The following is a 24148-nucleotide window of genomic DNA, read 5'->3' on the forward strand; positions in this document are numbered from 1 at the left end:
CCGTGACCAACAAGTGCCTGAGCGTCGCCCTCGTGGCCGCAGTCTTTGCGGGGCCGTCCGCCCCCAGCCGCGGCGGCGACGCCTCTGAAGAGCTGGATGCCCGGGTGCGGGGGTTCCTCGAGCACTCTCGCAACGATTGGCATGATCTCAATGTCCCCTACGAGGATGGCCAGGTGCTCCACGACCTCATCGTGAAGAAGGGATTCAAGCGCGGCCTGGAGATTGGGACCTCCACCGGGCACTCCGGGGTCTGGATCGCGTGGGCCATGAGCCAGACGGGAGGGAAGCTCGTGACCATCGAGATCGACGAGCGCCGGCACGGGATCGCCCAGAAGAACTTCGAAGCCGCCGGCGTCGCCCGTTTCGTCGATGCCCGGCTCGGCAATGCCCATGAGCTGGTGAAGGAGCTGCCCGGCCCGTTCGACTTCGTCTTCTCTGACGCGGACAAAGACTGGTACACCCAATACTTCAAGGACCTCGACGGGAAGCTCGCGGTGGGCGGCTGCTTCACCGCCCACAATGTCCTCGACGGGTTTGCCGGCGTGGGCGCGTTTCTGGACTACGTGCGGGCCCGCCCAAACTACGAGACGACCATCGACCACACGAGCCGGTCGGGGATCTCGGTGAGCTGCAAGACGCGATAGCGGGCCGGGGATCCCCGCCCCGTGGTTTCCGCCCGCCGTCGTCCGCCTCCGCAAGAGGGACGCGGATCCGCCGGCAAGCGTCTCAGTGGCGGTGCCGATCGGGCAGCCCGAAGCGCCGGGCAGTGTCGCCCTCGGCATCGAACTCGATGAGCACCGCCGTCTCCTCCCCCACCACCCAAGCGTCGTGGCCGGGATCCAGGGCGAGAACGCAGGGAGCGACGAGGTCGAATTCGCACCCGTCCGGGTAACGGCCCCCGACGTGCCCGCGGGCCAGAAAGCCCACATGGGCATGCATGCAGAGATCGGTGCCCACGACCGGCTTCATGTGGGTCGACCAGCGGAAGCCGGGCGGGTAGATCACTCGCTTGACCCGGCCGTTCGCCGCCGGCACCACATCCAACTTCACCCCCCCGACTTCGCGATGGTCGGCACCGGAGATTGCGGCGAGCAGTGAGTCCATGACCACCTCCAGGATCGACCCCGGGGTTCTCGCCCTCCCGGGATCGTTCAAGCCCTTCCCTTCCCGAACCTGCTCCTCTCGAGCAGCTTCTCCACCGCCGAGACGGTGGCTTCGATCGCCCGGGGTGGGTTCGCCCCCCGGGCCCGGCCCTGGTGGAATTCGATGACGCTCTGCGGGTCCTTGAGAAGGTGGCCGGTGAGGACGGCGACCACCGACTCCCCCGCCCGGATGAGCCCGCGACTCTTGAGCTGCCGGGCTCCGGCCACGGCCGCGGCGGAGGCCGGCTCGCAACCGATGCCCGCCCCATCCACCACCGCCTTGGCCTCGAGGATCTCGCGGTCGTGGACCGCCGCCACCACCCCCTTGGTCGCGCGCACCGCCCGCACGGCGCGCTCGAAACTTGCGGGGTCGCCGATGCGAATGGCCGTGGCCACGGTCTCTGCCTTGACGCGGAAGCGCTCGCGGAAGCCGGTGCGAAAGCTGCGGTAGAAGGGATTGGCGCCCGCGGCCTGGATGGCGGCAATGCGGGGGAGCCGCTTGATGAGCCCCAGCTCGCGGGCCTCCAAGAGCGCCTTGCCGAAGGCGGCGGTGTTGCCGAGATTGCCGGCGGGGACCACGATCCAGTCCGGGGGTTCCCAGCCGCGCTGCTGCAGCATCTCCAGGACGATCGTCTTCTGGCCTTCGATCCGCCAGGGGTTGATCGAGTTCAGCAGCATGAGGCCGAGGGCCTCGGAGGCTTCCCGCGCCAGGCGCAAGCAATCGTCGAAGTCGCCGCGCACGAGGAGAGTGCGCGCCCCGTAGGCCAGGGCCTGGGCCAGCTTCCCCGCCGGCACCTTCCCCGCGGGAACGAAGACCAGGGCGGGCAGGCCGGCCTGGGCCGCATAGGCGGCCATGGAGGCGGAGGTGTTGCCGGTGGACGCGCAAGCCACGGCCCGGGCGCCCGCCCGCACAGCCTGGGTCACGGCCACCGTCATCCCCCGGTCCTTGAAGGAGCCGGTGGGATTCTCGCCCTCGTGCTTCAAGGCGAAGTCCGTGAGCCCCACGTAGCGGGAGACCCGGGGCCGCCGGTAGAGCTCGGTGTTGCCCTCGGGATGGGAGACCGGTGTGACGCCGGGCAGGACCAGTTCCCGGAACCGCCAGACGCCGCTCCCTTGCCCCGCCCGGTCCGCGGCCAGGCGCCGGTCGAAACGGGCGCGCAGCTGGCGGCCGGAAGGCCCTGGACAGTGCAGCACGTCCAAGAGGCCTCCGCAGGCGCATTGAACGCGGGACGACCGAGCGGGCACCTGCGTGCCGCAGGTCGCGCAGCGGAGGAGAAGGCTCACGGCAGGACGCGCGCCCCCTGCCCGTCGACCTTCGCCACGTGGGTGGTGGCCGCCATGCCCAGGGTGCGGTACGCGTCCTCGAGTGCGCGGGCCACGGGGCCGGAGCCCCCCTGGGTGACGATGGCCACGAGAGTGGGCCCGGCCCCGCTCACGGCCACGCCTAGGGCCCCCGCCTCCCGGGCCGCGGCGCGCGCCTCCGGGTAGCCCGGATAGAGGGGGGCGCGGGCGGGCTCGGCGATGCGGTCTTCCATGGCCCCCCGCACCAACTCGGCGTCGCCGTGCTCGAGGCCGAGAAGCAGGGCCCCGAGGTGAGCGGCTTGGGCCACGGCCGCGGAGCGTCCCACCTGCCGCGGCAGCACCTTCCGGGCCGCCGCCGTCTCCACGCCGTAGGCGGGGGTGACGAGGACGAAACCCAGGCTGGAGTGGACTTGGACCAGTCCGAGCCGCGGGGGGTCGAGACTCAGCACCAAGACCGCCCCCCCCAAGAGCGAGGGGGCGACGTTGTCGGCGTGGCGCCCCGCCACGACGCTCTCCGCCTCCAGCGCGGCCAGCAGCAGGTCGTCACGGCCCAGGCGGGCGCCGACCACCACGTCTGCCGCCACCGCCCCCGCCACCGCGGAAGCTGCGCTCCCCCCCATGCCGCCGGAGAGAGGGAGGCCCTTCTCCACCGTCAACTCCAGACCGGCCTCCGAGCCGGCGCGCCGAAGGACCGCGGCGGCGGCGATGGCCGCGGTGTTGCGGTCAGCCTCGACGGGGATGCGGGGATCGGATACTTGCACCACGCGCACCCCGGGCGGGCCATGCCGCGCAGCGGTGACGCGATCGCCTTTGCCCGTGAAGGCCACGCCCAAGCAATCGAAGCCCGGGCCCAGGTTTGAGGCCGAGCCCGGCGCATAGACCGTGACCCGGTCCACCTAGCCTCCGTCCTCCCTTGCCCTCGTGCCCACCACCTGGACCTCCCGCCCGCGCGCCTGCTCACGATATCGCAAGGCGATCACCCGGGAAAGCCGCCCCGCGGGGCGGGGGCATTCGCACCTGCGTGCTACGATGGGCCGGATGGCGTCTCTCTCGCTGCGGCCCACCATTCTCGACCGCTACATCCTGCGCGAGATGCTCCCACCCACCGGCCTCGGGCTCCTGGTCTTCACCTTCGTCCTCCTCATCAACGAGATCCCCCGCCTGCTCGCCATCCTCGTGGCACGCAGCGCCGACTTCTACACCATCCTGCGCGTGTTTTTTAATCTGCTGCCCAGCATCTTCGCCGTGACCATACCCATGGCCTTCCTGCTCGGGGTGTTGCTGGCCTTTGGGCGCCTGGCCAGCGACAGCGAGATCGTGGCCTTGCGGGCCACGGGCGTGAGCCCTCTGCGCCTGCTGGGACCGGTGCTCATTCTCTCCGCCATTACGGGCCTCCTCACCTTCTACATCAACGCGGTGGCCCTGCCCGCGGCCAACCAGGCCCACCGAGAGTTGGTCTTCTCGCTGGTGGTGACCAAAGCCCGGACGGTGGTGAAGCCGCGGACCTTCACCGACGAGCTGCTCCCCGGCCGCATGATGCTCTATGTCTCCGACATTTCCGCCGAAACCGGGGACTGGAAGAACGTCTTCATTCATGACAGCCGGGAGCAAGACGCCCCCAAGGTGATCCTGGCCCGCACCGGCCGGTTGGTGATCGACAAGAACCAGAGGGCGGTGACGCTTCACCTGGGGCCGGGCACCCAGCACACGTTCCCGCCCGCCGACCCCGCGAAGTACGAGGAGTCCCAGTTCAAGTTTGCGGACTTCCCCCTCCCCTACGACGAGTTCTTCCCTCGGTTGCCCCTGGCCAAGGGGGACCGGGAGATGACCCTGCCCGAGCTTCAGGCGGCCATTCGGGAGGCCCAGGCCAAGGGTAAGCCGCCCAAGGAGTACGCCCGATTCGCGGTGGAGTGGCAGAAGAAGTTCGCGATCCCCACCGCCTGCCTGGTCTTTGGCGTTCTCGGGCTGGGTCTGTCCCTGGGTAGCCGGAAAGAGGCTCGCTCCGCCGCCTTCGCCCTTGCCATCGGTGTGATCTTCGTCTACTACGTCTTCCTCCGCATGGGGGAGCAGGCCGGTGACAACGGCATGGTCTCTCCCTTCCTGGCTATGTGGACGGCGAACATCGTTCTGGGGGCGGCGGCGGTGGCGCTCCTCGCCTTGAACAATCGCGAGGCCGCTTTCGATCCCCTGGACCCAACCCATTACCTCGGGTGGGTGCCCAAGGTGCGCCGGGCCGCGCCACCCCCCGGGGCCGGCTCCCCCCGGCCCCCGGCCCAAAGGGCGGCGGTGGTGCTCCGCATCCCCCGGGTGGTGGTGCGCTTCCCCACCCTCCTCGACCGCTACATCGCCCGCGCCTACTTCGGGCACTTCCTGCTCGTGCTCACCGGCTTCGTGTCCATCTTCACCCTGGCCGAGTTCCTGGACCTCTTCAACGACATCCAAGAGAACAAGGTCAGGGGGGTGGTGGTCGTGCACTTTTACGCGTTCCACCTCCTCGCCATCGTCAACCTGGTGGCCCCGGTGGCGATCCTGGTGGCGGTGCTCGTGACCTTCGGCGTGCTCGCCCGTCGCAACGAGATCACGGCCATGAAGGCGGGCGGCATAAGCGTGTACCGCGCCGCCGCCCCCCTCCTCGGCGTGGGTCTCTTGCTGAGCCTCAGCCTCTACCTCGCCCAGGAGTTCGTGCTGCCCAGCACCAACCGCATCGCGGCCCTGGACTTCAACGTGATCAAGGGACGGCCGCCCCAGTCCTCCGGCTTCCTGGACCGACGCTGGATCCTGGCCAGCGACAACAAGCTCTACAACTACGATTACCTGGTGGAGCGGAAGAACCCGGCCGAGGCCGGGATCAAGGACCTCCGGAGCCGACCCGAGTTCGCCCTCTTTGGCCTTTCCATCTACGACGTGGACGGCAAGACCTGGAGCATGCGGGAGCGGGTGTTCGCCAGCCGTGCCGCCTGGAACCCGGCCTCCGAGACCTATGACCTGGAGCGGGGCTGGCGGCGCCTGCTCGAGCCCCCCAGGTCCTTCCGGAGTTTCGACCTGGAGAGGGTGCGGGCCCTCGGCCGCGACCCCGGGGGCGAGATCGACCCTCCCCACTACTTCCGCCGCGAGGAGAAGCCATCCGATACCTTGGGATTTGCCGAGCTCCGGACCCACATCGCCTCTCTCGAGGCCCTGGGCTTCGATACCGCTCCCCTCCAAGTCCAGCTCCACCGCAAGCTGGCCTTCCCGGCGGTGGGCCTCATCATGACCCTGCTCGGGATCCCCTTCTCGTTCACGGTAGCCCGCCGGGGCGCTCTTTACGGGATCGGAGCCTCGGTCGTGATCGCGATCGTCTACTGGGCTTGCCTGGGAATCTTCGAGGCCCTCGGCAACAATGCCCTCCTGCCTCCCCTGCTCGCGGCCTGGGCCCCGAACCTGATCTTCGGGGCAGCGGGTCTCTACCTGATGCTGACGCTCGAAACCTGAGGCGGGGTCATTCACGCCCGGGGGGGGCGCCGACCGGCGTCAGGCTCTTCCCGGCAGGTCCGCTTGCGAACCCTCAGCGCTTCATGAAAGAGCGGAGGGCCTCGGCCTTGTCCGTCCGCTCCCAGGTGAACTCCGGCTCGCTGCGTCCGAAGTGGCCGTAGGCGGCGGTCTTCTTGAAGATGGGTCGGCGCAGGTTCAGGTACTCGATGATCCCTTTGGGGGTGAGGGGAAAGATCTCGCGCACCGCTTCCACGATCTTGGTCTCCGGGACCTTGCCCGTGCCCATGGTGTCGACCATCACCGAGACTGGATCCGCCACCCCGATCGCGTAGGCAATCTGCAGCTCGAGGTGATCGGCGAGGCCGGCGGCCACCACATTCTTGGCGATATGGCGGGCCATGTAGGACGCCGAGCGGTCCACCTTCGTCGGGTCCTTCCCCGAGAAGGCGCCGCCCCCGTGGCTGCCCACGCCTCCGTAGGTGTCCACGATGATTTTGCGACCGGTGAGGCCACAGTCCCCCTGGGGCCCCCCCACCACGAACCGTCCGGTGGGGTTGATGAAGTACTTCGTCCGCGAGTCGAGGAGGTTGCTGGGGATCACGGCATGGATGACCTTCTCCAGGATGTCCTCCCGGATGGTCTCGATCTTGACCAGGCTGCTGTGTTGGGCGGAGATGATCACGGCCTCCACCCGGACCGGCTTCTGCCCGTCGTACTCCACCGTGACTTGGCTCTTGCCATCCGGCCGGAGGTAGTCGAGGATCTCCTCCTTCCGGACCTGGGTGAGCCGCCGCACCAGCTTGTGCGCGAGCATGATGGGCAACGGCATCAGCTCTTCGGTCTCGTTGCAGGCATAGCCGAACATCAGGCCTTGGTCCCCCGCCCCCCCCGGATCCACGCCCTGGGCGATGTCGGGGGACTGCCCGTGAATGGAGGAGATGACCGCGCAGGTTTCGTAGTCGAAGCCGTACTTGGCGCGCGTGTAGCCGACATCCTTGATGGTCTGGCGGACGATGTCGGGGAGCTCCGCGTAGGCCTGGGTCGTGATCTCGCCCGCCACGAAGGCGAGGCCGGTGGTGACCAGGGTCTCGCAGGCCACGCGGCTATAGGGGTCCTGCGCGAGAAGCGCGTCCAGGACCGCGTCCGAGATCTGGTCCGCGATCTTGTCGGGGTGCCCTTCGGTCACCGACTCCGAGGTGAAGAGATGACGCCCGTTTTTCGCCATGATTGTCTCGATCTCCCGGGGCCCGGCCTCTCCCTTGCGGCAACTCCGGGCCACCCAAAAGCTGGTAGGGTATCACCCGCGAGAGGGGGGGTCAACGGAGTCTCAGGCCCGAGGGTGGAACTGATCGTAGAGTTTGCGCAGCCGCTCGCGCGTGACGTGGGTGTAGATCTGGGTGGTGGAGATGTCGGCGTGCCCGAGCATGGCCTGCAGCGACCGCAGGTCCGCACCCCGCTCCAGCAAGTGGCTGGCGAACGAGTGGCGGAGCACGTGGGGAGTCAGGACTCGCTCCACCCCCGCCGTGACCGCGTGCCGCCGCACGATCGACCACAGCCCCATGCGCGAGAGGCGTCGACCGCGCTGGTTCAGGAAGAGACTGGGGTCCCCGCCGTCCTTGGCCAGCCGGGGCCGGACCTCGCGGAGGTAGCGCTCCACCCAGCGCACGGCCACCCCCCCCACCGGCACCAGCCGCTCCTTGCGCCCCTTCCCGAAACAAGTCAGGAGCCCCACCTCCAGATCTAGATCCCCCGGCTTGAGGCCGATGAGCTCCGAGACCCGCAGGCCGCTCGCGTAAAGGACCTCCAGGATGGCCCGGTCCCGGATCCCGAGGGGGGTCGCGGCATCCGGGGCCTCCAGCAGGGCGTCCACCTGCGCCGGGGTCAGGCAGCGCGGCAGTCCCTTGAAGGCCCGGGGGGCCTTCAGGTTTTCCATGGGGTCGACCGGGAGCCGACCCTCGCGGACCGCGAAACGATAGAGGCCGCGGATGCAGTGCACGCTCCGCGCCACCGACCGCGGGGAGAGCCCTGCCGAGCGCAGGCTGCCCATGAACGCCGCGAGGTCGGCTTGGCGGAGGGCGAGAAGGCTCTTCCCACGCCGCCGCGCGTAGGCCCCCAGCCGGGCCAGATCCCGGCCGTAGGCCAGGAGCGAATTGGGGGCGAGACCGCGCTCCACCCGCAGGTGGTCGAGGTACTCCTCCGTGATGGCCACACTCACCCCGCACTCCCCGGGTGATGGAACGGCCGCGCGCTAGATGCTCAGCTCCCCGCCGATGAGCCAGCCGGTCATCTCGAAGTTGACGTAGTCCCGGCTGTTCCGGCCCTCGACGGAGAAGCGCCGGTAGCCCCCGGAGACGGCCAGGTGGTCGGAGAGGTGGAGGCGCGCCGTGACCTCGAGTTCCCAGAGGTGTCCGCGATCCCCGATCGTGAACCCCGAGAACTCCCCCTCCAGGCTGAAGTGCCCCTGGTAGATACGACCCGCGAGGCCGAGAATGGGTGCGGGTATGCTCGCGCTCTCGAGGTCGCGCTGGCCTTGCGCGCTAGCCACGATGACGGCATCCACGGTCAGGTACTTGGCACCGATAAAGGCCCCGAAGAAGCCCTGCCGGCTCTTGACGAAATCCCACTCGAGGGCCCCGGTGTAGTACCCGCCCTTGAGGCTCGTGTTGACCGTGCTGCCCGCCCGATAGAGGTTCTGTCCGAAGCTGAAGTTGGCGGCCGCGGTCGTGTTCCCGGTGTAGTTGAAGGACGTGTAGTCACCGCGGAGCTTGAAGCCGGGGCTGAGCTTGAGAGCCCCCCTCACCTCCCACGTGGACTGGTCGGTGACGCCGAGGTCGTTCTTGACGTCCAGGAGCGTCCCCGGCGTGGTGCTGAACCCCTTCTGGATCTGGGAACTCAGATTGGGCCACCACTTCCAGTATTCCGCGCGCAAGTGGTAGTTTTCTTGGCTTGGCAGCTCCTGGACCTGGGCCATCCCCAGTGCCGGCAGGGCCAGCAGCAGGAGAACGGCACCAGGAGCAGGGACAGGTCGTATCATTGGCCTCCTCGAGCCCGCAAGCTGCGGACCGGGCAGACGATACCATGAGATCCCCATCAACCACAAGCCTTTGTGTGGGTCCGGACGACGACTCCTAGGGCTAGAGGTCCCGCCGGCCCGCCCCCTTCAGGAGATCCAGGACGGCCCTCGCCTCCGGAACCTTGAGGCCGTAGGCGGCCAGGCCGTAGACGAGGACGCCCACGACGACGGGCCCGAGCCCCGTGGCCAGCTGAGCGAGAAGACCCTCTGACCCCAGCCAGGCCTCGAGCTGCTGCGCCAAGAGCCAGGTCACGAGCGCCATCACGGCCGTGGCCCCCAGGATCCGCAGAAACCGCATCGGCCAGCCCCGCCCTCCGAGGCCGCCCACCCGCCGCTCGAAGACGGCGAGCAGCACCGCCACGTTGGCGAGCGATCCCACCGCGGTTCCCAGGGCCACCGCGCGGAACCCCACGCGCGTGAAGAAGAGCACGTTGATGACCACGTTGGTAACGACGGCGAGGGCGCTGGCGAGGAGGGGGACTCGCGGCTTGCCCAGGGCGTAGAAGGCGGGGGCCAGCACCTTGACCCCCGTATAGGCCAGCAGACCGATGGAATAGGCCAGAAGGGCAGCCGCGGTGTTGGTGGTGTCGGAGGCCGCGAAGCGCCCGTGCTGGTATAGGAGGCGCACGATCGGCACCCCTAGCACCATCAGGCCCGCGGTGGCGGGCAGGGTCAAGAACGCGAGCATGAAGAGCGATTGCCTCAAGGTCTCGCTCAGGCCCACGAGGTCACCCGCCGCCGCTCGGCGGGCGAGGCCGGTGGTGGCGATCGTCCCCAGGGCCACCCCGAAGATCCCGATGGGGAGATAGAGGATCCGGAAGGCATAGTTGAGCCAGGCCACGCCGCCGGGCTCAAAAGACGCGAAGTAGCTGTTGACGAAGATGTTGATCTGGACCGCGGCCAGGCCCACGGTGGCAGGGGCCATGAGCCCAGCGATCCGCCGGATACCCGGATCGCCGGGGGCCCACTCGGGGACGAACCACCAGCCCATCCGTCGCAGGGACGGGAGCTGAACCAGGAGCTGGGCCGCTCCCCCGAGCAGGGTGCCCGCCGCCCAGCCGAGCGCGACCTGCTCCAGGGGAAAGCCCAGGGCCCAGAGCGCCCCTCCCCAGACGATGGCGACGAGGTTGAACATGGCGGGGGCGAAGGCGGGCGGCCCGTAGCGCTCCTCCGCATTCAGCATCCCCATGGCCACAGCCGCGAACGAGACGAGGGGCAGGAAGGGCATCATGACCCGGGTGAGTCGGACCGTGAGCTCCGCCTTGCCGGGCACGGCCCTAAAGCCGGGGGCCAGGACCGCCACCAGGGGACCCGCGAACACGATGCCGGCCGCGACCACAACCCCCAGGAGCGCGGCCAGGAGGGTCAGGAGGCGGGAGGAGAGCCGGTGCGCGCCGGGACGGCCCTCCTCCGCCAGGGCTCGGGTGTAAACGGGCACAAACGCCGCGGAAAGGGTGCCTTCCGCGAAAAGGTCCCGGAGGAGGTTGGGGATGCGGAAGGCGATTTGAAAAGCATCGGCGTGAAGGCCGGCGCCCAGGAGGGCGGCGAAGACCTGCTCCCGCACCAGGCCCAGAACGCGCGAGACCAGGGTGAGGCCGGAGACGAGGCCGGCCGCGCGCAGGAAGGACCCGCTGCCTCCCCCCTCCTCGCCCTTGACCTGCGGGTCCAAGATCGCTAAACTGTTAGTTTGTCGCCGTTAAGAGGGAGGAGAGAGTGGCACAACACGCGTCGGCTCTGAAGCAGATGCGGCAGAGCTTGAGGCACCGGGCCCGCAACAAGAAGAGCCTGTCCCAGCTCAAGACCCAGGTGAAGAAGCTCCGCGCGGCCATCGCCAAGGGTGACGCCGACGCCGCCCGCGCGCTCCTGCCCGCGACGGTCGGGCAGATCGACAAGGCCGCCCGCAAGGGCGTCGTCCACGACAACGCGGCCGCCCGATACAAGAGCCGGCTCTCGCGCAAGGTCAACGCCCTGGCCGGGGCGCGTTCCTAGCCCCCCGCGGGGACCCGCAGGCCTCCGCCACCGCCGCCGTCAGGGCCACGCGGGCGTCGGCCCCCTTCTTCATCCCCCGGTCGGCGCGGCCGAGGGCCGCTAGCGCCCGCTTCAGCTCGGGCTCTGCCCAGCGCTCCGCGGCCTCCAGGAGCGCGGGCAGCTTGAAGGCCATGGTGGGCGGGAGCAGCCGGGCCAACTCCGCCCGCGAGGCCCGCCGCTCGCGGAGGGCGACCGCCCCCCGCACCTGCCGGAGCGAGCGGTGCAGCGTGCCCACGATCTTCGGCGGCTCCTCCCCCTCCTCCAGCAGCGCCTCCGTAAGGGCCAGCACCCGGTCCGCGTCCCGCCCCGCGATCGCGTCGCTCAGCCTATAGAGAGGCGGGGCCAGGCCCCGGCCCAGGACGGCTGCCACCTCCTCCGCGGAGAGTGCGCGCTCGCCTTCGCCGTAGGCCTGCAGCTTATCGAGCTCGCCCATGAGCCGCCGCAAGTCCTGGCCGACGCGTTCCAGGAGCTCTTCGAACCCCTCCTCCGTGAGCTTGAGCTTGCGCCGGCGTGCGTGTTCGGCCACGTAGGCGCGGAGCGCCTGGCCCTTCTTGGGATCCGCTCGCACCACCGCCGCCTTGGCCAGGAGATGCTTAAAGGCCGTGCGCCGCTTGTCGGGCCGGGCGGCGAGGAAGATGAGGGTCACGCCCGAGGTGGGGCTCTCGAGATAAGACTCAAGACCCTCCCCGTCTCCCTTGAGGCCTTCCGCCCCCCGGACCACGATCGCCCGGCGCTCTGCAAAGAGGGAGCCCATGCCCGCGGAGTCGAGCACGCGGGCCCAGCTCGTCTCATCTCCGTGCAGGCTCTGAACGGTGGCCGCCCGGTCGAGCCCGACCGCGCCGCGCAGGAGTTCCTCCAAGGCCTCCTCGGCCAGAAAGGAGTCCGAGCCCAGAATCAGGTGGACGCCCGCCGAATGGCCGCTCACCGGCAATCGGCCGGGCTCAGAAAGCCTCCAGCATGGCCGCCACCAGCGTACGGGCGAAGGCGGAACCCAGGCGATCGATGGTCTGGTCCTCACGGTCGAAGTAGCCCGTGGCCGCATCCCCGATGTCGTACTCGTCGCGGAACGAGAAGCCTTCGCTGGCCCAGATCGGATCCTTCTGCCCGATCTTCTTGTAGGTGATCTTGGCCACGAGCGTGATCGCGTAGCGGTTGGCCTGGGTGCGGGTCCCCTCCGCGCCCAGACCGACGGGGGTGACGGTGTAGGCCGTGATCTCCCCCTCCACCAGGGCGTCCACTCCCGACGGTTCCTGCACCACCGTGAACCGATTGCGCTTCTGAAGCTCTTCGATGACCTTCTGGGTGATCTTCTGGTCGAGGCCCGGCTTGCCCGTGCGGTCTTTGAACAGGGGCACCCCGAGGCGCTTGATGGTGGGATCGGTCGTGATCCCCTTGCCCACAAGGGCGTACCCACAGCCGGGCCCGAGGGCGAGCAGACCGAGGATGGCCGCCGCCCGCGCCCTCATCGGGTCACCACGCTGACCAGCCGCCCGGGCACCACCACCACCTTCACGATCTCCTTCCCCTTCACGTGCTCGGCTACCTCGGTCAGGGCCCAGCGGCGGACGTCCTCCTCCCGCGCTTCCCGCGGCACCGTCACGTGCCCGCGGACCTTGCCGTTGACCTGGACCGCCAGCTCCAACTCCTCCTCCCGCGCGGCCGCGGGATCCGCCACCGGCCAGGCCGCGCGCACGAGCCCGCCCTTCCGGCCCAGCCGCTCCGCGAGCTCCTCGCAGAGATGGGGCGTGAAGGGGTTCAGGAGGAGGACCAGCGTCTCCAGGGCCTCGCGGAGCACCGCCCGGCCCCCCTCCTCCGCGGACACCCTCGGCTCGAGCTCGACGATGGTGTTGTAGAGCTCCATCATGGCCGCCACCGCGGTGTTCATCTGCAGCCGCCCCTCGATGTCACGGGTGACCTTGGCCACCGTCTGATGCACCTTGCGCCTGAGATCCCGGCCGGCGGCGGGCAGCTCCTGGGGGAGGGCGGGGGCGGCGGCCAGCGCCTCCGCGTACCGGTCGATCAGACGCCACACTTTGTTGATAAAGCGGTGGGCGCCCGCGATGTTCTCGTCGCTCCACTCCAGAGGGAGATCCGGGGGGGCCACGAACAGGATGTAGAGGCGGAGGGTGTCCGCCCCGTAGCGGTCGATCATGTCGTCGGGAGCCACCGTGTTCCCCTTCGACTTGGACATCACGTCCCCGTCCTTGTGGACCATTCCCTGGGGGAAGAGACGGGTGACCGGCTCGTCGAAGGGCACGAGCCCGAGGTCGCGCATGAACTTGGTCCAGAAACGGGAGTACACGAGGTGCAGGATGGCGTGCTCGATCCCGCCCACGTAGAGGTCGATGGGGAACCAGTAACGCACGGCCGCGGGGTCGAAGGGCCCGTCCTTCTTGCGCGGCGAGAGGTACCGGTAGAAATACCAGGACGAGTCCACGAAGGTGTCCATGGTGTCGGTCTCGCGGCGGGCCGGACCTCCGCAGCGAGGGCAGGCGGCCTCCACGAACGTGGCCACCTTCTCGAGCGGGTTCCCGCCCTCTCCCGTGAAGGGGGCGTCGGGGGGCAGGACCACGGGAAGGTCCTCCTCGGGAACCGGGACCAGCCCGTCCTTCGGGCAATAGAGGACGGGAATCGGCGTCCCCCAGTAGCGCTGCCGGCTGATCAGCCAGTCCCGAAGCCGGTAGGTCACGGTCGCCTTGCCGAAGCCCTGGGCGGCGGCATGGGCGGCCAGGCGGGCCTTGGCCTCGTCGAAGGGGAGGCCGTTGAAGCCCCCGCTGTTCACGAGGCGGCCCGGCCCGTCGTAGGCCGCCGTCAGGGCGTCACCCTCGAGCGGTGTCCCCTCCCCCTGAATCACGACCCGGATGGGGATCCCGTACTTCCGCGCGAACTCGAAATCGCGCTGGTCGTGGGCAGGCACGGCCATGATGGCGCCCGTTCCGTACCCCATGAGCACGAAGTTACCCACCCAGATCGGGATCCGCTCCCCGCTGAAGGGGTTGATGGCGTAGCGCCCGGTGAACACGCCCTCTTTTTCGATGCCGCCCTCCAGCCGCGCGCGTCGATCCTGGGCGCGCAGGCGGGCGATCGCGGCCCGCGGCTCCTCCGCCTCGGGAGCGCCCGCGAGGAGGGTTTCCACCATCCCGTGCTCGGGGGCCAGCACCATGAAGGTCGCGCCGAAGATGGTGTCGATGCGGGTGGTGAAGATGCGAATCGGCTCCCCCCCCGGGACCGGAAAGTCCACCTCCGCCCCCGGCGAGCGGCCGACCCAGTTGCGCTGCTGGACGAGCACGCGCTCCGGCCAAGCCTCGAGCTGGGCCATGTCGTCGAGGAGCTGATCCTGGTAGGCGGTGATGCGGACGAACCACTGGTCCAGCTCGCGCTCCTCGACCTTGCTATGGCAGCGCCAGCACTCTCCTCCCTCCGCCTGCTCGTTGGCGAGCACGGTCTGGCAGGAGGGGCACCAGTTGACGGCCGCTTTCTTCCGGTAGGCGATCCCCCGCTCCAGCATGCGCAGGAAGAACCACTGGTTCCAGCGGTAGTACTCGGGGTCGCAGGTCGCGATCTCGCGGCTCCAGGGGTAGCTGAAGCCGAGACGCTGGAGCTGCCGCTTCATGCCCGCGATGTTGTCCCGAGTCCATTTCTCGGGGTGGATGCCGTGCTTGATGGCCGCGTTCTCCGCGGGCAGGCCGAGGGCGTCCCAGCCGATGGGATGAAGGACGTTGAAGCCCCGCATCGTCCGGTAGCGGGCCACCACGTCGGTGATGCAGTAGTTGCGCACGTGCCCGACGTGGATGTCGCCCGAGGGATAGGGCAGCATCTCCAGGCAGTAGTACTTCGGCCGGGAGGGGTCTTCGGTCACCTCGAAGGCCCCCTGCTCCCGCCAGCGCTCCTGCCACCGCGGCTCAATCTCGTCGAAGAGGTACTCGCTCATGACTTGGGGTCGAAGATTCGATGCTAACACAGGCCCCGGGAACGGCCCTCAGGAGCTCAGGATCGGCCAATGCTCCCGGAGTTCCCGGCAGTAAGCGGGCACGAGGGTGCCCGCCCGTCCCCCCGCGGCGGGAGGCAGGGGAGCGTGCTTCTCCCCCAGGAGCAGCCGCGTGACCGATGCCGCTCCCCCCGCGAGCGCGTCCAGGCCGTAGCCGCCCTCAAGGACGAAGAGGGCCCGGCCCTTGGCCGCCCCCGCGGCGATGCCTAGGCAGACGTCCGTGAGCTCCGCGTAGCCCTCGGCGGTCAGGTCCATGCCGGCCAGGGGATCCCCGCGGGCGGCGTCAAAGCCCGCGGAGACCAGCACCAGCTCGGGGTCGAAGGCCCTGCCCACCGGCTCCACGATCGTCCGGTAGATTCGGGCAAAGTCCTGGTCCCCCATCCCGTCGGGCAGGGGGAGGTTCACGGTGAAGCCGCGGCCTTTGCCTTCTCCCACCTCGTCGAGGGCTCCCGTGCCCGGGTAGAAGGGGTAGGCGTGGGAGGAGACGTAGAGCACGCGGGGATCGTCGTAGAAGATCTCTTGCGTTCCGTTCCCGTGGTGCACGTCGAAGTCGACGATCATCACCCGATGCAGGCCCCGGTGGAGGGCATGGGCCGCGGCCACGGCGACGTTGTTGAAGAGGCAGAAGCCCATGGCCTGGTCTGCCCGGGCGTGATGGCCGGGGGGACGCACCGCGCAGAAGGCCCTATCGATCTCTCCCTCCAGGGTCCGGTCCACGGCGTCGACCACCGCTCCCGCGGCGAGGAGGGCGGCGGCCTGCGAGCGGGGGCCGGCCTCGGTGTCGGGATCGAAGCGGAAGCGCCGGCCCTTGGTCGAAGCCACCCGCCCCACGTGGCCCTCGGTGTGGACGCGCAGGAGCTCGGCGGGGGTGGCGGAGCGGGGCGGAATGAGGTCAAGCCGCCCCTCCAGCCCCGCCTCGCGGATCCCCTTCCGCACCGCATCCAGCCGCTCCGGCCGCTCGGGATGGCCGAAGCCCGCATCGTGCTCGCGAAACAGGGGGTCGTCGTAAAGGGCGACGCGGGGCATGGTCCTAAGATCAGAGGTCGTCGTACCGCGGGCCGCCCCCGCCTTCGGGCGTGACCCAGGTGATGATCTGGTAAGGGTCCATGACATCGCAGGTCTTGCAGTGCACGCAGTTGGAGAAGTTGATCTGGAGCTTGAGGTCGCACGAACCTCCGCTCTTGGGCACCATCTCGTAAACCGCGGCCGGGCAGAATTTTTCGCAGGGGTTGCCGTACTCCTCCCGGCACCTCGTCTCACAGATGCCGGGATCGGCCACGTGCAGGTGGACGGGCTGGTCCTCGTCGTGCTTGGTCCCCGAGTGGTAGACGTCGGTCAAGCGATCGAAGGTGAGGACGCCATCCGGCTTGGCCCGCTGGAAGTCATCGCGGGTCTTCCCCTCCCCGTAGTAGTCGGCGAGGGAGTGCACCTCCGCGTAGCCGCGGGAGGGGCGCAGAGGGTCGACCAGCCCCCGACCTGCGGTGAGCATCTGCAGGCCGCTGTGGAAGAGGCCCGCGTAGAGACCGTGCTTGAAGCCCTGATGAAAATTCCGCACCCGCCAGAGCTCCTCCTTGACGTAAGAGGCGTCGACCCTATGCTCGAACTGCTGCAAGCGGGCGGCCGAGCTATCCCCGGCCAGGACCGCCTCCAGGGCGGTCTCCGCGGCGAGCATCCCGGTCTTGATCGCGAGGTGGATGCCCTTCAGGCGCATCGCATTCAGGTAGCCCGCGGCCTCGCCCACGAGAAGGACGCCGTCCGCGTAGGGCCGGGGGATCGAGTACCAGCCCCCCTCGCTGATGGTGCGTGCTCCGTAACGGACCATCTTCCCGCCCTCCAGGATTCCCCTCAGCAGGGGGTGCCGCTTAAAGGCCTGGAAAAGACCGTGGGGATCGAGGAAGGGGTCGTGATAGTCGAGGCCGACCACGAGGCCGAGGGAGACGCGCTCCTCCGTGAAGCCGTAAATGAAGCCCCCGCCAAACGTGCGCGCGTCAAGCGGGTAGCCCATGGTGTGGATCACGGCCCCCGGGGCCAGGCGTCCCTTGGGCACCTCCCACAGCTCCTTGATCCCGATCGAATAGACCATGGGGAACCGGCCCCGATCGAGCCCGAGGCGGGGCACGAGCTCCTTGGCGAGGCTGCCCCGGGCCCCTTCGGCGAGGATCGTGACCTTGGCCCGGAGGTCCACCCCGGCCTCGAAGTTGCCTTTCCGCTGGCCGTTCTTGTCGATGCCCTTGGCGCCCGTGCGCACGCCCACGACACGCTCGCCCTCGTACAGCATTTCCGCGCCCGGGAACCCGGGCAGGAGGTCAATCCCCCGCGCCTCCGCCTGCTGGGCCAGCCATTTCACGAGTTGGTTCAGGCTGATGATGTAGTGGCCGTGGTTCCGCAGAGGGGGCGGGACGAGGGGAAGCCCGAGCTTGCTCCCCGCGGTCAGCATGTAGACGCGATCCTCGGAGACCCGCGTCGCGACAGGTGCCCCCCTCTCCTCGAAATCGGGGATCAGCTCCCGCAGGGACACCGGATCAAGCACGGCTCCGGAAAGGCAGTGGGCCCCGAACTCGGCCGCCTTCTCCACCACCATGACGGAGGCCTCGGCCGATCGGCCCGTCGCCCGCCCGTGCGCCCCTAGCCGGTCCTTGAAATGGATGGCGGCGGCCAGGCCGGCAGGGCCGCCCCCCACCACCAGGACGTCGGTCTCGAGTGTCTCGCGCTCGGGCATCAAGGCCTCTCCGCAACCCAGAAGATCACGGCCCCCCCTGGGGCCGTCCAGGTGGCTATCCCCGGGGCCTCCGCGGCGTGCGGGAATCTCCTGTCCGTGGGGCTCCCTCCGTCCCGCCGCGCCCCTCTCAGCCCTTGGCTAGAAAGTAGGCCTTGGCCGCCTGGGTCAGGCGGGGCAGGATCTCGAAAACATCGCCCACCAGGCCATAGTTGGCCACCTTGAAGATGGGTGCGTCGGGGTCCTTGTTGATAGCCACGATGTACTTGGAGGACGACATGCCGGCCAGGTGCTGGATGGCCCCGCTGATCCCGCACGCGATGTACAGGGTCGGGGAGACCGTCTTTCCCGTCTGGCCCACCTGCATCTGATGATCCACCCAGCCCGCGTCCACGACCGCCCGTGAGGCCCCCACCGCCGCCCCCAGGGCCTCCCCCAGGCTCTGCACGAGGTGGAAGTGCTCGGGGCCCTTCAGCCCCCGCCCGCCGGAGACGATGATCTGAGCCTCGCTCAGCTCGATCTTGCCCGCCTCGGCCGCGTGCACCGCGGTGACCCGGGCCCGGGCCGCCGCCTCCACGGTGCCCGCCACGACCTCCACCCCGCGGGTGGCGTCCGGCGGGCGGAGGGCGAACACGTTGGTGCGGAGGGTGGCCATTTGGGGCTCCCCCTCCCAGCGTACGGTGGCGTAGGCCTTGCCAGCGTACATCGGTCGCCGGGCCAGAAGCCGCCCCTCCTTCAGGGTCAGGGCCACACAGTCGGAGACGAGGCCGGCCCCGATCTCGGCCGCAACCCGCGGAGCCAGGTCTTTGCCCATGGCGGTGAAGGGGACGAGGACCACGCTCGGCTTCACCGCCCGGATGGCCTGGGCCAGGGCCCGGGCGTAGGTCTCGGTGGCGTAGTGGGCGAGGGCGGGGTCGTCAAAAACGTGGACCCGGTCCCCCCCGTAGTGGCCCAGTTCCGCGGCCAGGCCCTTGACCCCCGAGCCCAGGAGAACGGTCTCCACCCGGGCGGCGAGGGCGTCGGCCAGACGCCGCGCCTCCGACACCGCCTCCAGAGAGGGGCGCCGCAGGCGGCCGTCCCGAACCTCCGCGAAAGTGAGGATTCCCCCCATGGGTCAGATCACCTTGGCTTCTTCGTGGAGGAGGCGGATCAGCTCCCTGGCCTGCGTCTCCGGATCACCCTCGATCATCTTGACCGCGGGGCGGGCGGGCGGCAGCTCCATCGACACCACGCGGGTCCGCGGAGCCAGGGCCGCTCCGTCCAGGCCCAGGGCCGCCGCGTCCAGGGCCTGCATCGGCTTCTTCTTCGCGGCCATGATCCCCTTTAGGCTCGCATAGCGCGGCTCGTTCAGCCCTTTTTGGGCGGAGAGCACCGCCGGAAGCGACACCTCCCAGGTCTCGTGCGCGCCCTCGATCTCCCGCTCCACCACCGCCTTGCCATCCTGGATCTCGACCTTCACCACCACCGTTACCTGGGGGAGGTCCAGCAGCGCGGCCAGGACGCCGGGAACCTGGCTATGGTCTCCGCCCACGCCCTGCTGGCCGGTGAAGACGAGGTCGAAGGGGGCCAGGGTCTTGATGGCCGCGGCCAGGGCCCGCGCCGTGCCCAGACTGTCCGTCGCCTCGAAGAGGGGATCCTTGAGGTGAAGGGCCGAGTCCGCGCCCATGGCCAGCCCGTTGCGCAGCGCGGATTGCACCCGGTCCGGCCCCAGCGCGACCAGGATCACCTCCCCCCCTTTCTTCTCCTTGATCTGGAGAGCCTCCTCGATCCCGAACTCGTCGTAGGGAGACACGATCCAGTTGATCTCCGCCTCCGAGATCGCGTCGCCGGAGGGATCGATGCGGATCCGGGTTTCCGTGTCCGGGACTTGCTTCACGCAGACGATGATCTTCACGTTCAGGAACCCTTCTCCCGCTCTCGACTGCACGTTAGTCCAGGTCGGGCCCTGCTGGCAAATGAATCACGGTTCATTTTCGGGATGGCGGGAGCTCTCCGCGGGGGGACCCGGCTCACTCGAGGAAGCGCTGGAAGAGAAGAGCCCCGTTCGTTCCCCCAAACCCGAAGGAGTTCGTGAGGGCGTACTCCACCCGCGCCTTGCGGGCCTTGTGGGGGACGAAATCCAGGTCGCACTCGGGGTCGGGGTTCTCCTGGTTGATGGTGGGGGGCAGGATCTGGTCGCGAAGGGCGAGGGCCACGATCCCCGCTTCCAGCCCCCCCGCCGCCCCCAGGAGGTGCCCGGTCATGGACTTGGTGGAGCTGATCGGCATTTTTCGGGCGTGGTCGCCGAACACCGTCTTCAGGGCTATGACCTCGATGCGGTCGCCCACCGGGGTGGAGGTCCCGTGCACGTTGACGTAGTCCACCGCTGACGGCTCCACCCCCGCGTCCTGGAGCGTCCGGCGCATGACCCTTATGGCCCCGTCCCCGTCTTCGCAGGGAGCGGTGATATGGAAGGCGTCGCTGGACATGCCGTAGCCGACGAGCTCGCAGTAGATGCGGGCGCCCCGTCGGCGCGCCATCTCCAGCTCCTCCAAGACCAGGATCCCCGACCCTTCCCCAATTACGAAGCCGTCGCGGTCGCGGTCGAAGGGCCGGGAGGCCTTGGCCGGCTCCTCGTTGCGCGTGGAAAGGGCGCGCATGGCCGCGAAACCGCCCACCCCCAGGGGGGTGATCGCGGCCTCGCTCCCCCCGGCAATCATGCAGTCCGCCTCGCCCCGCTGGATCAGCCGGTACGAGTCCCCCACCGCGTGGGCGCTGGTGGTGCAGGCGGTGCACGTGGCGGAGTTGGGGCCCTTGGCCCCGGTGCGGATGGAGACCCAGCCGGAGGCCAGGTTGACGATGGAGGCGGGGATGAAGAAAGGGCTCACCTTGCGGGGCCCCCCCTTGAGCAGGGCTTCGTGCTCCCGTTCGATGGTGGCGAACCCGCCAATGCCGCTCCCGATGTAGACCCCCACCCGCTCCGCAATCGCGGCGTCGATCTTGAGGCCCGAGTCCCGGACCGCAAAGTCCGCGGCCGCCACCGCGAACTGGATGAAGCGGTCCATCTTCTTCACGTCCTTCTTCTCGACCCAGTTCAGGGGATCGAAGCCCCGGACCTCCACCGCGAACCGCGTCGTGTGCTGGGAGGCGTCGAAAAGGGTGATGGGGGCCGCCCCCGATCGGCCCCCGAGGAGGCCCTTCCAGGTCTCCTCGGTGCCGATGCCGAGGCCCGACACGAGGCCCACACCGGTGACTACGACCCTGCGTTTCTCGGACACGAGCCCAGCTCCCTTGCCCGGCCCCTACTTCTTGGCCTTGTCGCCGTGCTTGTCGATGTAGTCCACCGCCTCCTTGACGCGCGTGATCTTCTCCGCGTCCTCGTCCGGGATCTCGATCCCGAACTCCTCTTCCAGCGCCATGACCAGCTCTACGGTATCGAGGCTGTCCGCCCCCAGGTCGTCCACGAAGGACGCCTCGGGCGTGACCAGTTCCTCCTCCACCCCCAGCTGGTCCACGATGATCTTCTTCACGCGATCGGCAACAGGCTCCATGAGGCTCCTCTCTAATCAAGTCCGGAAGGCGCGGCCCCCCACCCCCCGGGCCCCCCGCGCGCTCCGCGGGGGTCGATCCCCCTTCGCGCGCGGCCGCGACGCGGGGCCGGCGATGAGTTGTTCCCCTTTTCCGTCATCCGGGGGTCCCTGGCATTCTACATGTGGAAGCCACCGTCCACCCCCAGCACCTGACCCGTAATGTAAGCCGCTGCTTCCGAGACCAGAAAGGCCACGGCTGCGGCCACGTCCCCCGGTCGGCCCACCCGGCCCATGGGGATGGCGGCCACCACCGCCTCCCGGGCCTTGTCCGTCATGGCCGCCGTCATGTCCGTCTCGATGAAGCCAGGAGCCACCGCGTTCACGGTGATGGACCGGGAGGCCACTTCCCGGGCCACGGACTTTGTGAAGCCCAAGATCCCCGCCTTGCTGGCCGCATAGTTGGCCTGGCCGGGGTTCCCGGTGAGGCCCACCACGGAGGTCACGCTCACGATCCGTCCACTGCGCTGCTTCAGCATGGGGCGCAGGGCGGCCTGGGTGCAGTGGAACACCCCGCTCAGGTTGGTGGCGAGGACTTCCTCCCACTCCTCCGCTTTCATGCGCAGGAGCAGGTTGTCCCGGGTGATGCCCGCGTTGTTGACCAAGTGGTCCAGGCGCCCGTGCGTCTTCAGGATGCCCGCCACCGCCGCCTCCACCGAAGCCCGCTCGGCCACGTCCAAAGAGACGGCCTCCGCACGTCCGCCCTCCCCCACGATTTCCGCCACCGCCTCCGCCAGTCGGATCGTGTCCCGTGCCCCCAGCACCACGGTGGCCCCGTCCGCGGCCAGAGCCCGCGCGATGGCCCGCCCGATCCCCCGGGAGGCCCCCGTGACCAGCGACACCCGGCCCGTGAGCCCTCCCATCAAAGCTCCGCCCGCGCCGGCGCGGAGAGGGCGGACACCGCGCTCTCGAGCGACGCGGGGTCGTTCACGTTCAGGGTCCGCACCCCCTTGGCGATCTTCTTCACCAGACCGGTGAGCACGGTCCCCGGACCCACCTCGACCATGGTTTGCACTCCCTCTCGGACCAGCCGCTCGACGCATTCCTGCCAGCGCACGGGGGCCGAGACCTGGCGGACCAAGCCCTCCCGGCAGGCGGCCGCGGTACGCACCACGGCCGCATCCGCGTTGTTGACGAGGGGAACGAGGGGATCCCGGAAGTTTAGCCGGGCCAGATCTGGGGCCAGCCTCTCCTGGGCGGGTACCATAAGCGCGCAGTGGAAAGGCGCGGAGACGGGCAGGCGCAGGGCCCGGCGGGCTCCCGCGGCCTTGCACCGCTCGGCCGCGCGGTCCACGGCGGTGGCGTGCCCCGCGATCACGACCTGGCTGGGGCTATTGATGTTGGCGGGGGAAACCACCTCGCCTTGGGCAGCCTCCCGGCAGGCTCTCTCGACGCCGGGGAGGTCCAGGCCAAGGATGGCCGCCATCGCCCCCTGGCCAACGGGTACCGCTTCCTGCATGTACTCTCCGCGCCGGCGCACCGCCACCACCGCTTCTCCCAGGGGCAGCGCGCCCGCCGCTACCAACGCGGAATACTCGCCCAAGCTGTGCCCGGCCACCCAGGCCGGGCTGAGGCCCCGCGCGAGCAGGGGGCGAACCGCGGCCACGCTCGCGACCAGGATCGCGGGCTGGGCATTGGCGGTGAGCTGCAGTTCGGACTCCGGCCCCTCGAAGCAGAGGCCGGACAGCGAGAAGCCCAAGGCCCGGTCGGCCTCCGCGAAGGCGGCGCGGCTCTCCTCGAAGTGCTCGACCAGGGCCCGGCCCATGCCCACTTGCTGGGAGCCCTGACCGGGGAACAGGAGGGCCAGGCTCACGCCCCCGCCTCTTGCTTGCGCGCGCCCAAGGCCCGGAGCTCGGCCCCGATGCTCTCGTTCACCCCGCTCCGACCGAACTCCGCCGCCACCCGGATCCCGTGCTTGATGGCCCGCGTGTTGGAACGTCCGTGGCCGATCACGCAGCAGCCTTTCAAGCCAAGGAGGGGCGCTCCTCCGTACTCGGCGGGGTCGATCCGGCGCTTCAGGGCTCGGAACGCCGGCCCGGAGAGAAGGGCCCCCAGGCGGGTCCAGGGCGTGCGCTGGAGCTCCTCCCGCAGGAGCTGCAGAAGAGACTCGGCCAGGGTCTCGCTGGCCTTTAGGGCCACGTTCCCGGTGAAGCCGTCCATGACGATCACGTCCACCCGGCCGGAGAAGAGGTCGTGCCCCTCGACGTTCCCGATGAAGTTCAGGCTGGAGCCCTTGAGCGCCTCGTGGACCTCTTTGGTCAGCTCGTTGCCCTTGGTCTCCTCCTCCCCCATGCTCATGAGACCCACCCGTGGATTCGGGGTATGGAAGACGTCACGGGTGTACGCATTCCCCATCACCGCGAACTCCAACAGATGGCGTGCCTTGCAGGCGGCATTGGCGCCCACGTCCAGGAGCACGGTGCGGCCGTGGACGTGGGGAACAACCGCAGCCAGCGCCGGCCGGTCCACCTCCGCGATCGTGCCCAGAGCCAGCTTGGCGATGGTCCAGCACGCCGCGGTGTTGCCCGCGGAGAAGAAAGCGCCCGCTTCTCCATCCCGGACCAGCTCCACCGCCACCTGAATGGACGAGCGCCTCTTCAAGGTGGTGCGGTTGACCTTCTCGCCCATGCCCACGACGTAGGGTGCGTCCACGACCTCGATGGGCAGCCCTTCGCCGCCCGTCCGGCGCAGCTCCGCCCGCACCGTCCCTTGGGGGCCCACTAGAATGGAGGGGAGGCCGAGCTCACGGCAGGCGATGACCGCTCCCTCCACCACCACGGCCGGCCCGTGGTCGCCCCCCATGGCGTCCACGGCCACGCGGGTTACGGGCGCTGCTTCTGGCATGCCCCGCCGCAGATCGAG

The 24148-nt window shown here is 69.3% G+C and carries 22 protein-coding genes; 3 read left to right on the forward strand and 19 right to left on the reverse strand.

All coding sequences use genetic code 11. The annotated features are described in order from the left end of the window. Window positions 1-2: 2 nt before the first annotated feature. A complete protein-coding gene (locus VN461_02955; GenBank protein HXB53713.1) occupies window positions 3-644 on the forward strand; it encodes a class I SAM-dependent methyltransferase in 642 nt (213 codons plus the stop codon). Between the two features lie 82 nt (window positions 645-726). On the opposite strand, the gene VN461_02960 is transcribed toward VN461_02955, so the two are convergent. From VN461_02960 to VN461_02970, 3 genes are read right to left on the reverse strand one after another with little or no spacing between them, the layout of a single operon-like run. Continuing rightward, the gene (locus tag VN461_02960; protein HXB53714.1) at window positions 727-1104 is read right to left on the reverse strand and encodes a hypothetical protein; all 378 of its coding nucleotides are present in this window, start codon (window positions 1102-1104) and stop codon (window positions 727-729) included. 47 nt (window positions 1105-1151) lie between these two features. Then, window positions 1152-2426 (reverse strand): threonine synthase, encoded by a 1275-nt coding sequence (gene thrC, locus VN461_02965; protein HXB53715.1) that lies wholly within the window; start codon window positions 2424-2426, stop codon window positions 1152-1154. Further along, a complete protein-coding gene (locus tag VN461_02970) occupies window positions 2423-3340 on the reverse strand; it encodes a homoserine kinase (protein ID HXB53716.1) in 918 nt (305 codons plus the stop codon). Before VN461_02970 ends, thrC begins: the two co-directional genes overlap by 4 nt. 142 nt (window positions 3341-3482) lie before the next feature. Between VN461_02970 and lptF the strand changes: the two genes are divergently transcribed. Further along, on the forward strand, window positions 3483-5915 hold the full coding sequence (gene lptF, locus VN461_02975; GenBank protein ID HXB53717.1) for an LPS export ABC transporter permease LptF: 2433 nt from the start codon (window positions 3483-3485) through the stop codon (window positions 5913-5915). A 73-nt stretch (window positions 5916-5988) separates the two neighbouring features. On the opposite strand, the gene metK is transcribed toward lptF, so the two are convergent. The 4 genes from metK to murJ form a co-directional block, all read right to left on the reverse strand. Then, on the reverse strand, window positions 5989-7140 hold the full coding sequence (gene metK / locus VN461_02980; protein ID HXB53718.1) for a methionine adenosyltransferase: 1152 nt from the start codon (window positions 7138-7140) through the stop codon (window positions 5989-5991). A gap of 102 nt (window positions 7141-7242) precedes the next feature. After that, window positions 7243-8130 carry a site-specific tyrosine recombinase XerD gene (gene xerD, locus VN461_02985; GenBank protein ID HXB53719.1) on the reverse strand — a complete coding sequence of 296 codons (888 nt, stop codon included), beginning with the start codon at window positions 8128-8130 and terminating at the stop codon, window positions 7243-7245. A gap of 33 nt (window positions 8131-8163) precedes the next feature. After that, on the reverse strand, window positions 8164-8949 hold the full coding sequence (locus tag VN461_02990; protein HXB53720.1) for a hypothetical protein: 786 nt from the start codon (window positions 8947-8949) through the stop codon (window positions 8164-8166). A gap of 100 nt (window positions 8950-9049) precedes the next feature. Then, a complete protein-coding gene (murJ, locus tag VN461_02995; protein ID HXB53721.1) occupies window positions 9050-10657 on the reverse strand; it encodes a murein biosynthesis integral membrane protein MurJ in 1608 nt (535 codons plus the stop codon). Between the two features lie 44 nt (window positions 10658-10701). On the opposite strand from murJ, the gene rpsT reads away from it, so the two are divergent. Beyond that, window positions 10702-10977 carry a 30S ribosomal protein S20 gene (rpsT, locus tag VN461_03000; protein HXB53722.1) on the forward strand — a complete coding sequence of 92 codons (276 nt, stop codon included), beginning with the start codon at window positions 10702-10704 and terminating at the stop codon, window positions 10975-10977. Here rpsT and holA read toward each other — a convergent pair. The 12 genes from holA to plsX form a co-directional block, all read right to left on the reverse strand. After that, window positions 10949-11941 carry a DNA polymerase III subunit delta gene (gene holA, locus VN461_03005; protein HXB53723.1) on the reverse strand — a complete coding sequence of 331 codons (993 nt, stop codon included), beginning with the start codon at window positions 11939-11941 and terminating at the stop codon, window positions 10949-10951. The genes rpsT and holA overlap by 29 nt on opposite strands. 16 nt (window positions 11942-11957) lie before the next feature. Then, window positions 11958-12482, reverse strand: a complete 525-nt coding sequence (lptE, locus tag VN461_03010; protein HXB53724.1) for an LPS assembly lipoprotein LptE — start codon at window positions 12480-12482, stop codon at window positions 11958-11960. After that, window positions 12479-14947, reverse strand: coding sequence for a leucine--tRNA ligase (leuS, locus tag VN461_03015; GenBank protein ID HXB53725.1), 2469 nt, complete (start codon window positions 14945-14947; stop codon window positions 12479-12481). The genes lptE and leuS overlap by 4 nt, the downstream gene beginning before the upstream one ends. Window positions 14948-14995: 48 nt before the next feature. Beyond that, on the reverse strand, window positions 14996-16030 hold the full coding sequence (locus VN461_03020) for a histone deacetylase (GenBank protein ID HXB53726.1): 1035 nt from the start codon (window positions 16028-16030) through the stop codon (window positions 14996-14998). Between the two features lie 10 nt (window positions 16031-16040). After that, window positions 16041-17723, reverse strand: coding sequence for an electron transfer flavoprotein-ubiquinone oxidoreductase (locus tag VN461_03025; protein HXB53727.1), 1683 nt, complete (start codon window positions 17721-17723; stop codon window positions 16041-16043). A gap of 127 nt (window positions 17724-17850) precedes the next feature. Next, window positions 17851-18831, reverse strand: a complete 981-nt coding sequence (locus VN461_03030) for an electron transfer flavoprotein subunit alpha/FixB family protein (protein ID HXB53728.1) — start codon at window positions 18829-18831, stop codon at window positions 17851-17853. A 3-nt stretch (window positions 18832-18834) separates the two neighbouring features. Next, on the reverse strand, window positions 18835-19614 hold the full coding sequence (locus VN461_03035) for an electron transfer flavoprotein subunit beta/FixA family protein (GenBank protein HXB53729.1): 780 nt from the start codon (window positions 19612-19614) through the stop codon (window positions 18835-18837). Between the two features lie 115 nt (window positions 19615-19729). Beyond that, window positions 19730-20977 (reverse strand): beta-ketoacyl-ACP synthase II, encoded by a 1248-nt coding sequence (fabF, locus tag VN461_03040; GenBank protein HXB53730.1) that lies wholly within the window; start codon window positions 20975-20977, stop codon window positions 19730-19732. 24 nt (window positions 20978-21001) lie between these two features. After that, the gene (gene acpP, locus VN461_03045; protein HXB53731.1) at window positions 21002-21250 is read right to left on the reverse strand and encodes an acyl carrier protein; all 249 of its coding nucleotides are present in this window, start codon (window positions 21248-21250) and stop codon (window positions 21002-21004) included. A 155-nt stretch (window positions 21251-21405) separates the two neighbouring features. Continuing rightward, window positions 21406-22149, reverse strand: a complete 744-nt coding sequence (gene fabG / locus VN461_03050) for a 3-oxoacyl-[acyl-carrier-protein] reductase (protein HXB53732.1) — start codon at window positions 22147-22149, stop codon at window positions 21406-21408. Then, window positions 22149-23099: an ACP S-malonyltransferase gene (gene fabD, locus VN461_03055; GenBank protein HXB53733.1), complete on the reverse strand. Its 951-nt coding sequence runs from the start codon at window positions 23097-23099 to the stop codon at window positions 22149-22151. The genes fabG and fabD overlap by 1 nt, the downstream gene beginning before the upstream one ends. Continuing rightward, window positions 23096-24130, reverse strand: a complete 1035-nt coding sequence (gene plsX / locus VN461_03060) for a phosphate acyltransferase PlsX (GenBank protein HXB53734.1) — start codon at window positions 24128-24130, stop codon at window positions 23096-23098. Before plsX ends, fabD begins: the two co-directional genes overlap by 4 nt. Between the last annotated feature and the right edge of the window lie 18 nt (window positions 24131-24148).

Source organism: Vicinamibacteria bacterium, assembly GCA_035570235.1.
In the GTDB taxonomy this organism is placed as follows: Bacteria; Acidobacteriota; Vicinamibacteria; order Fen-336; family Fen-336; genus DATMML01.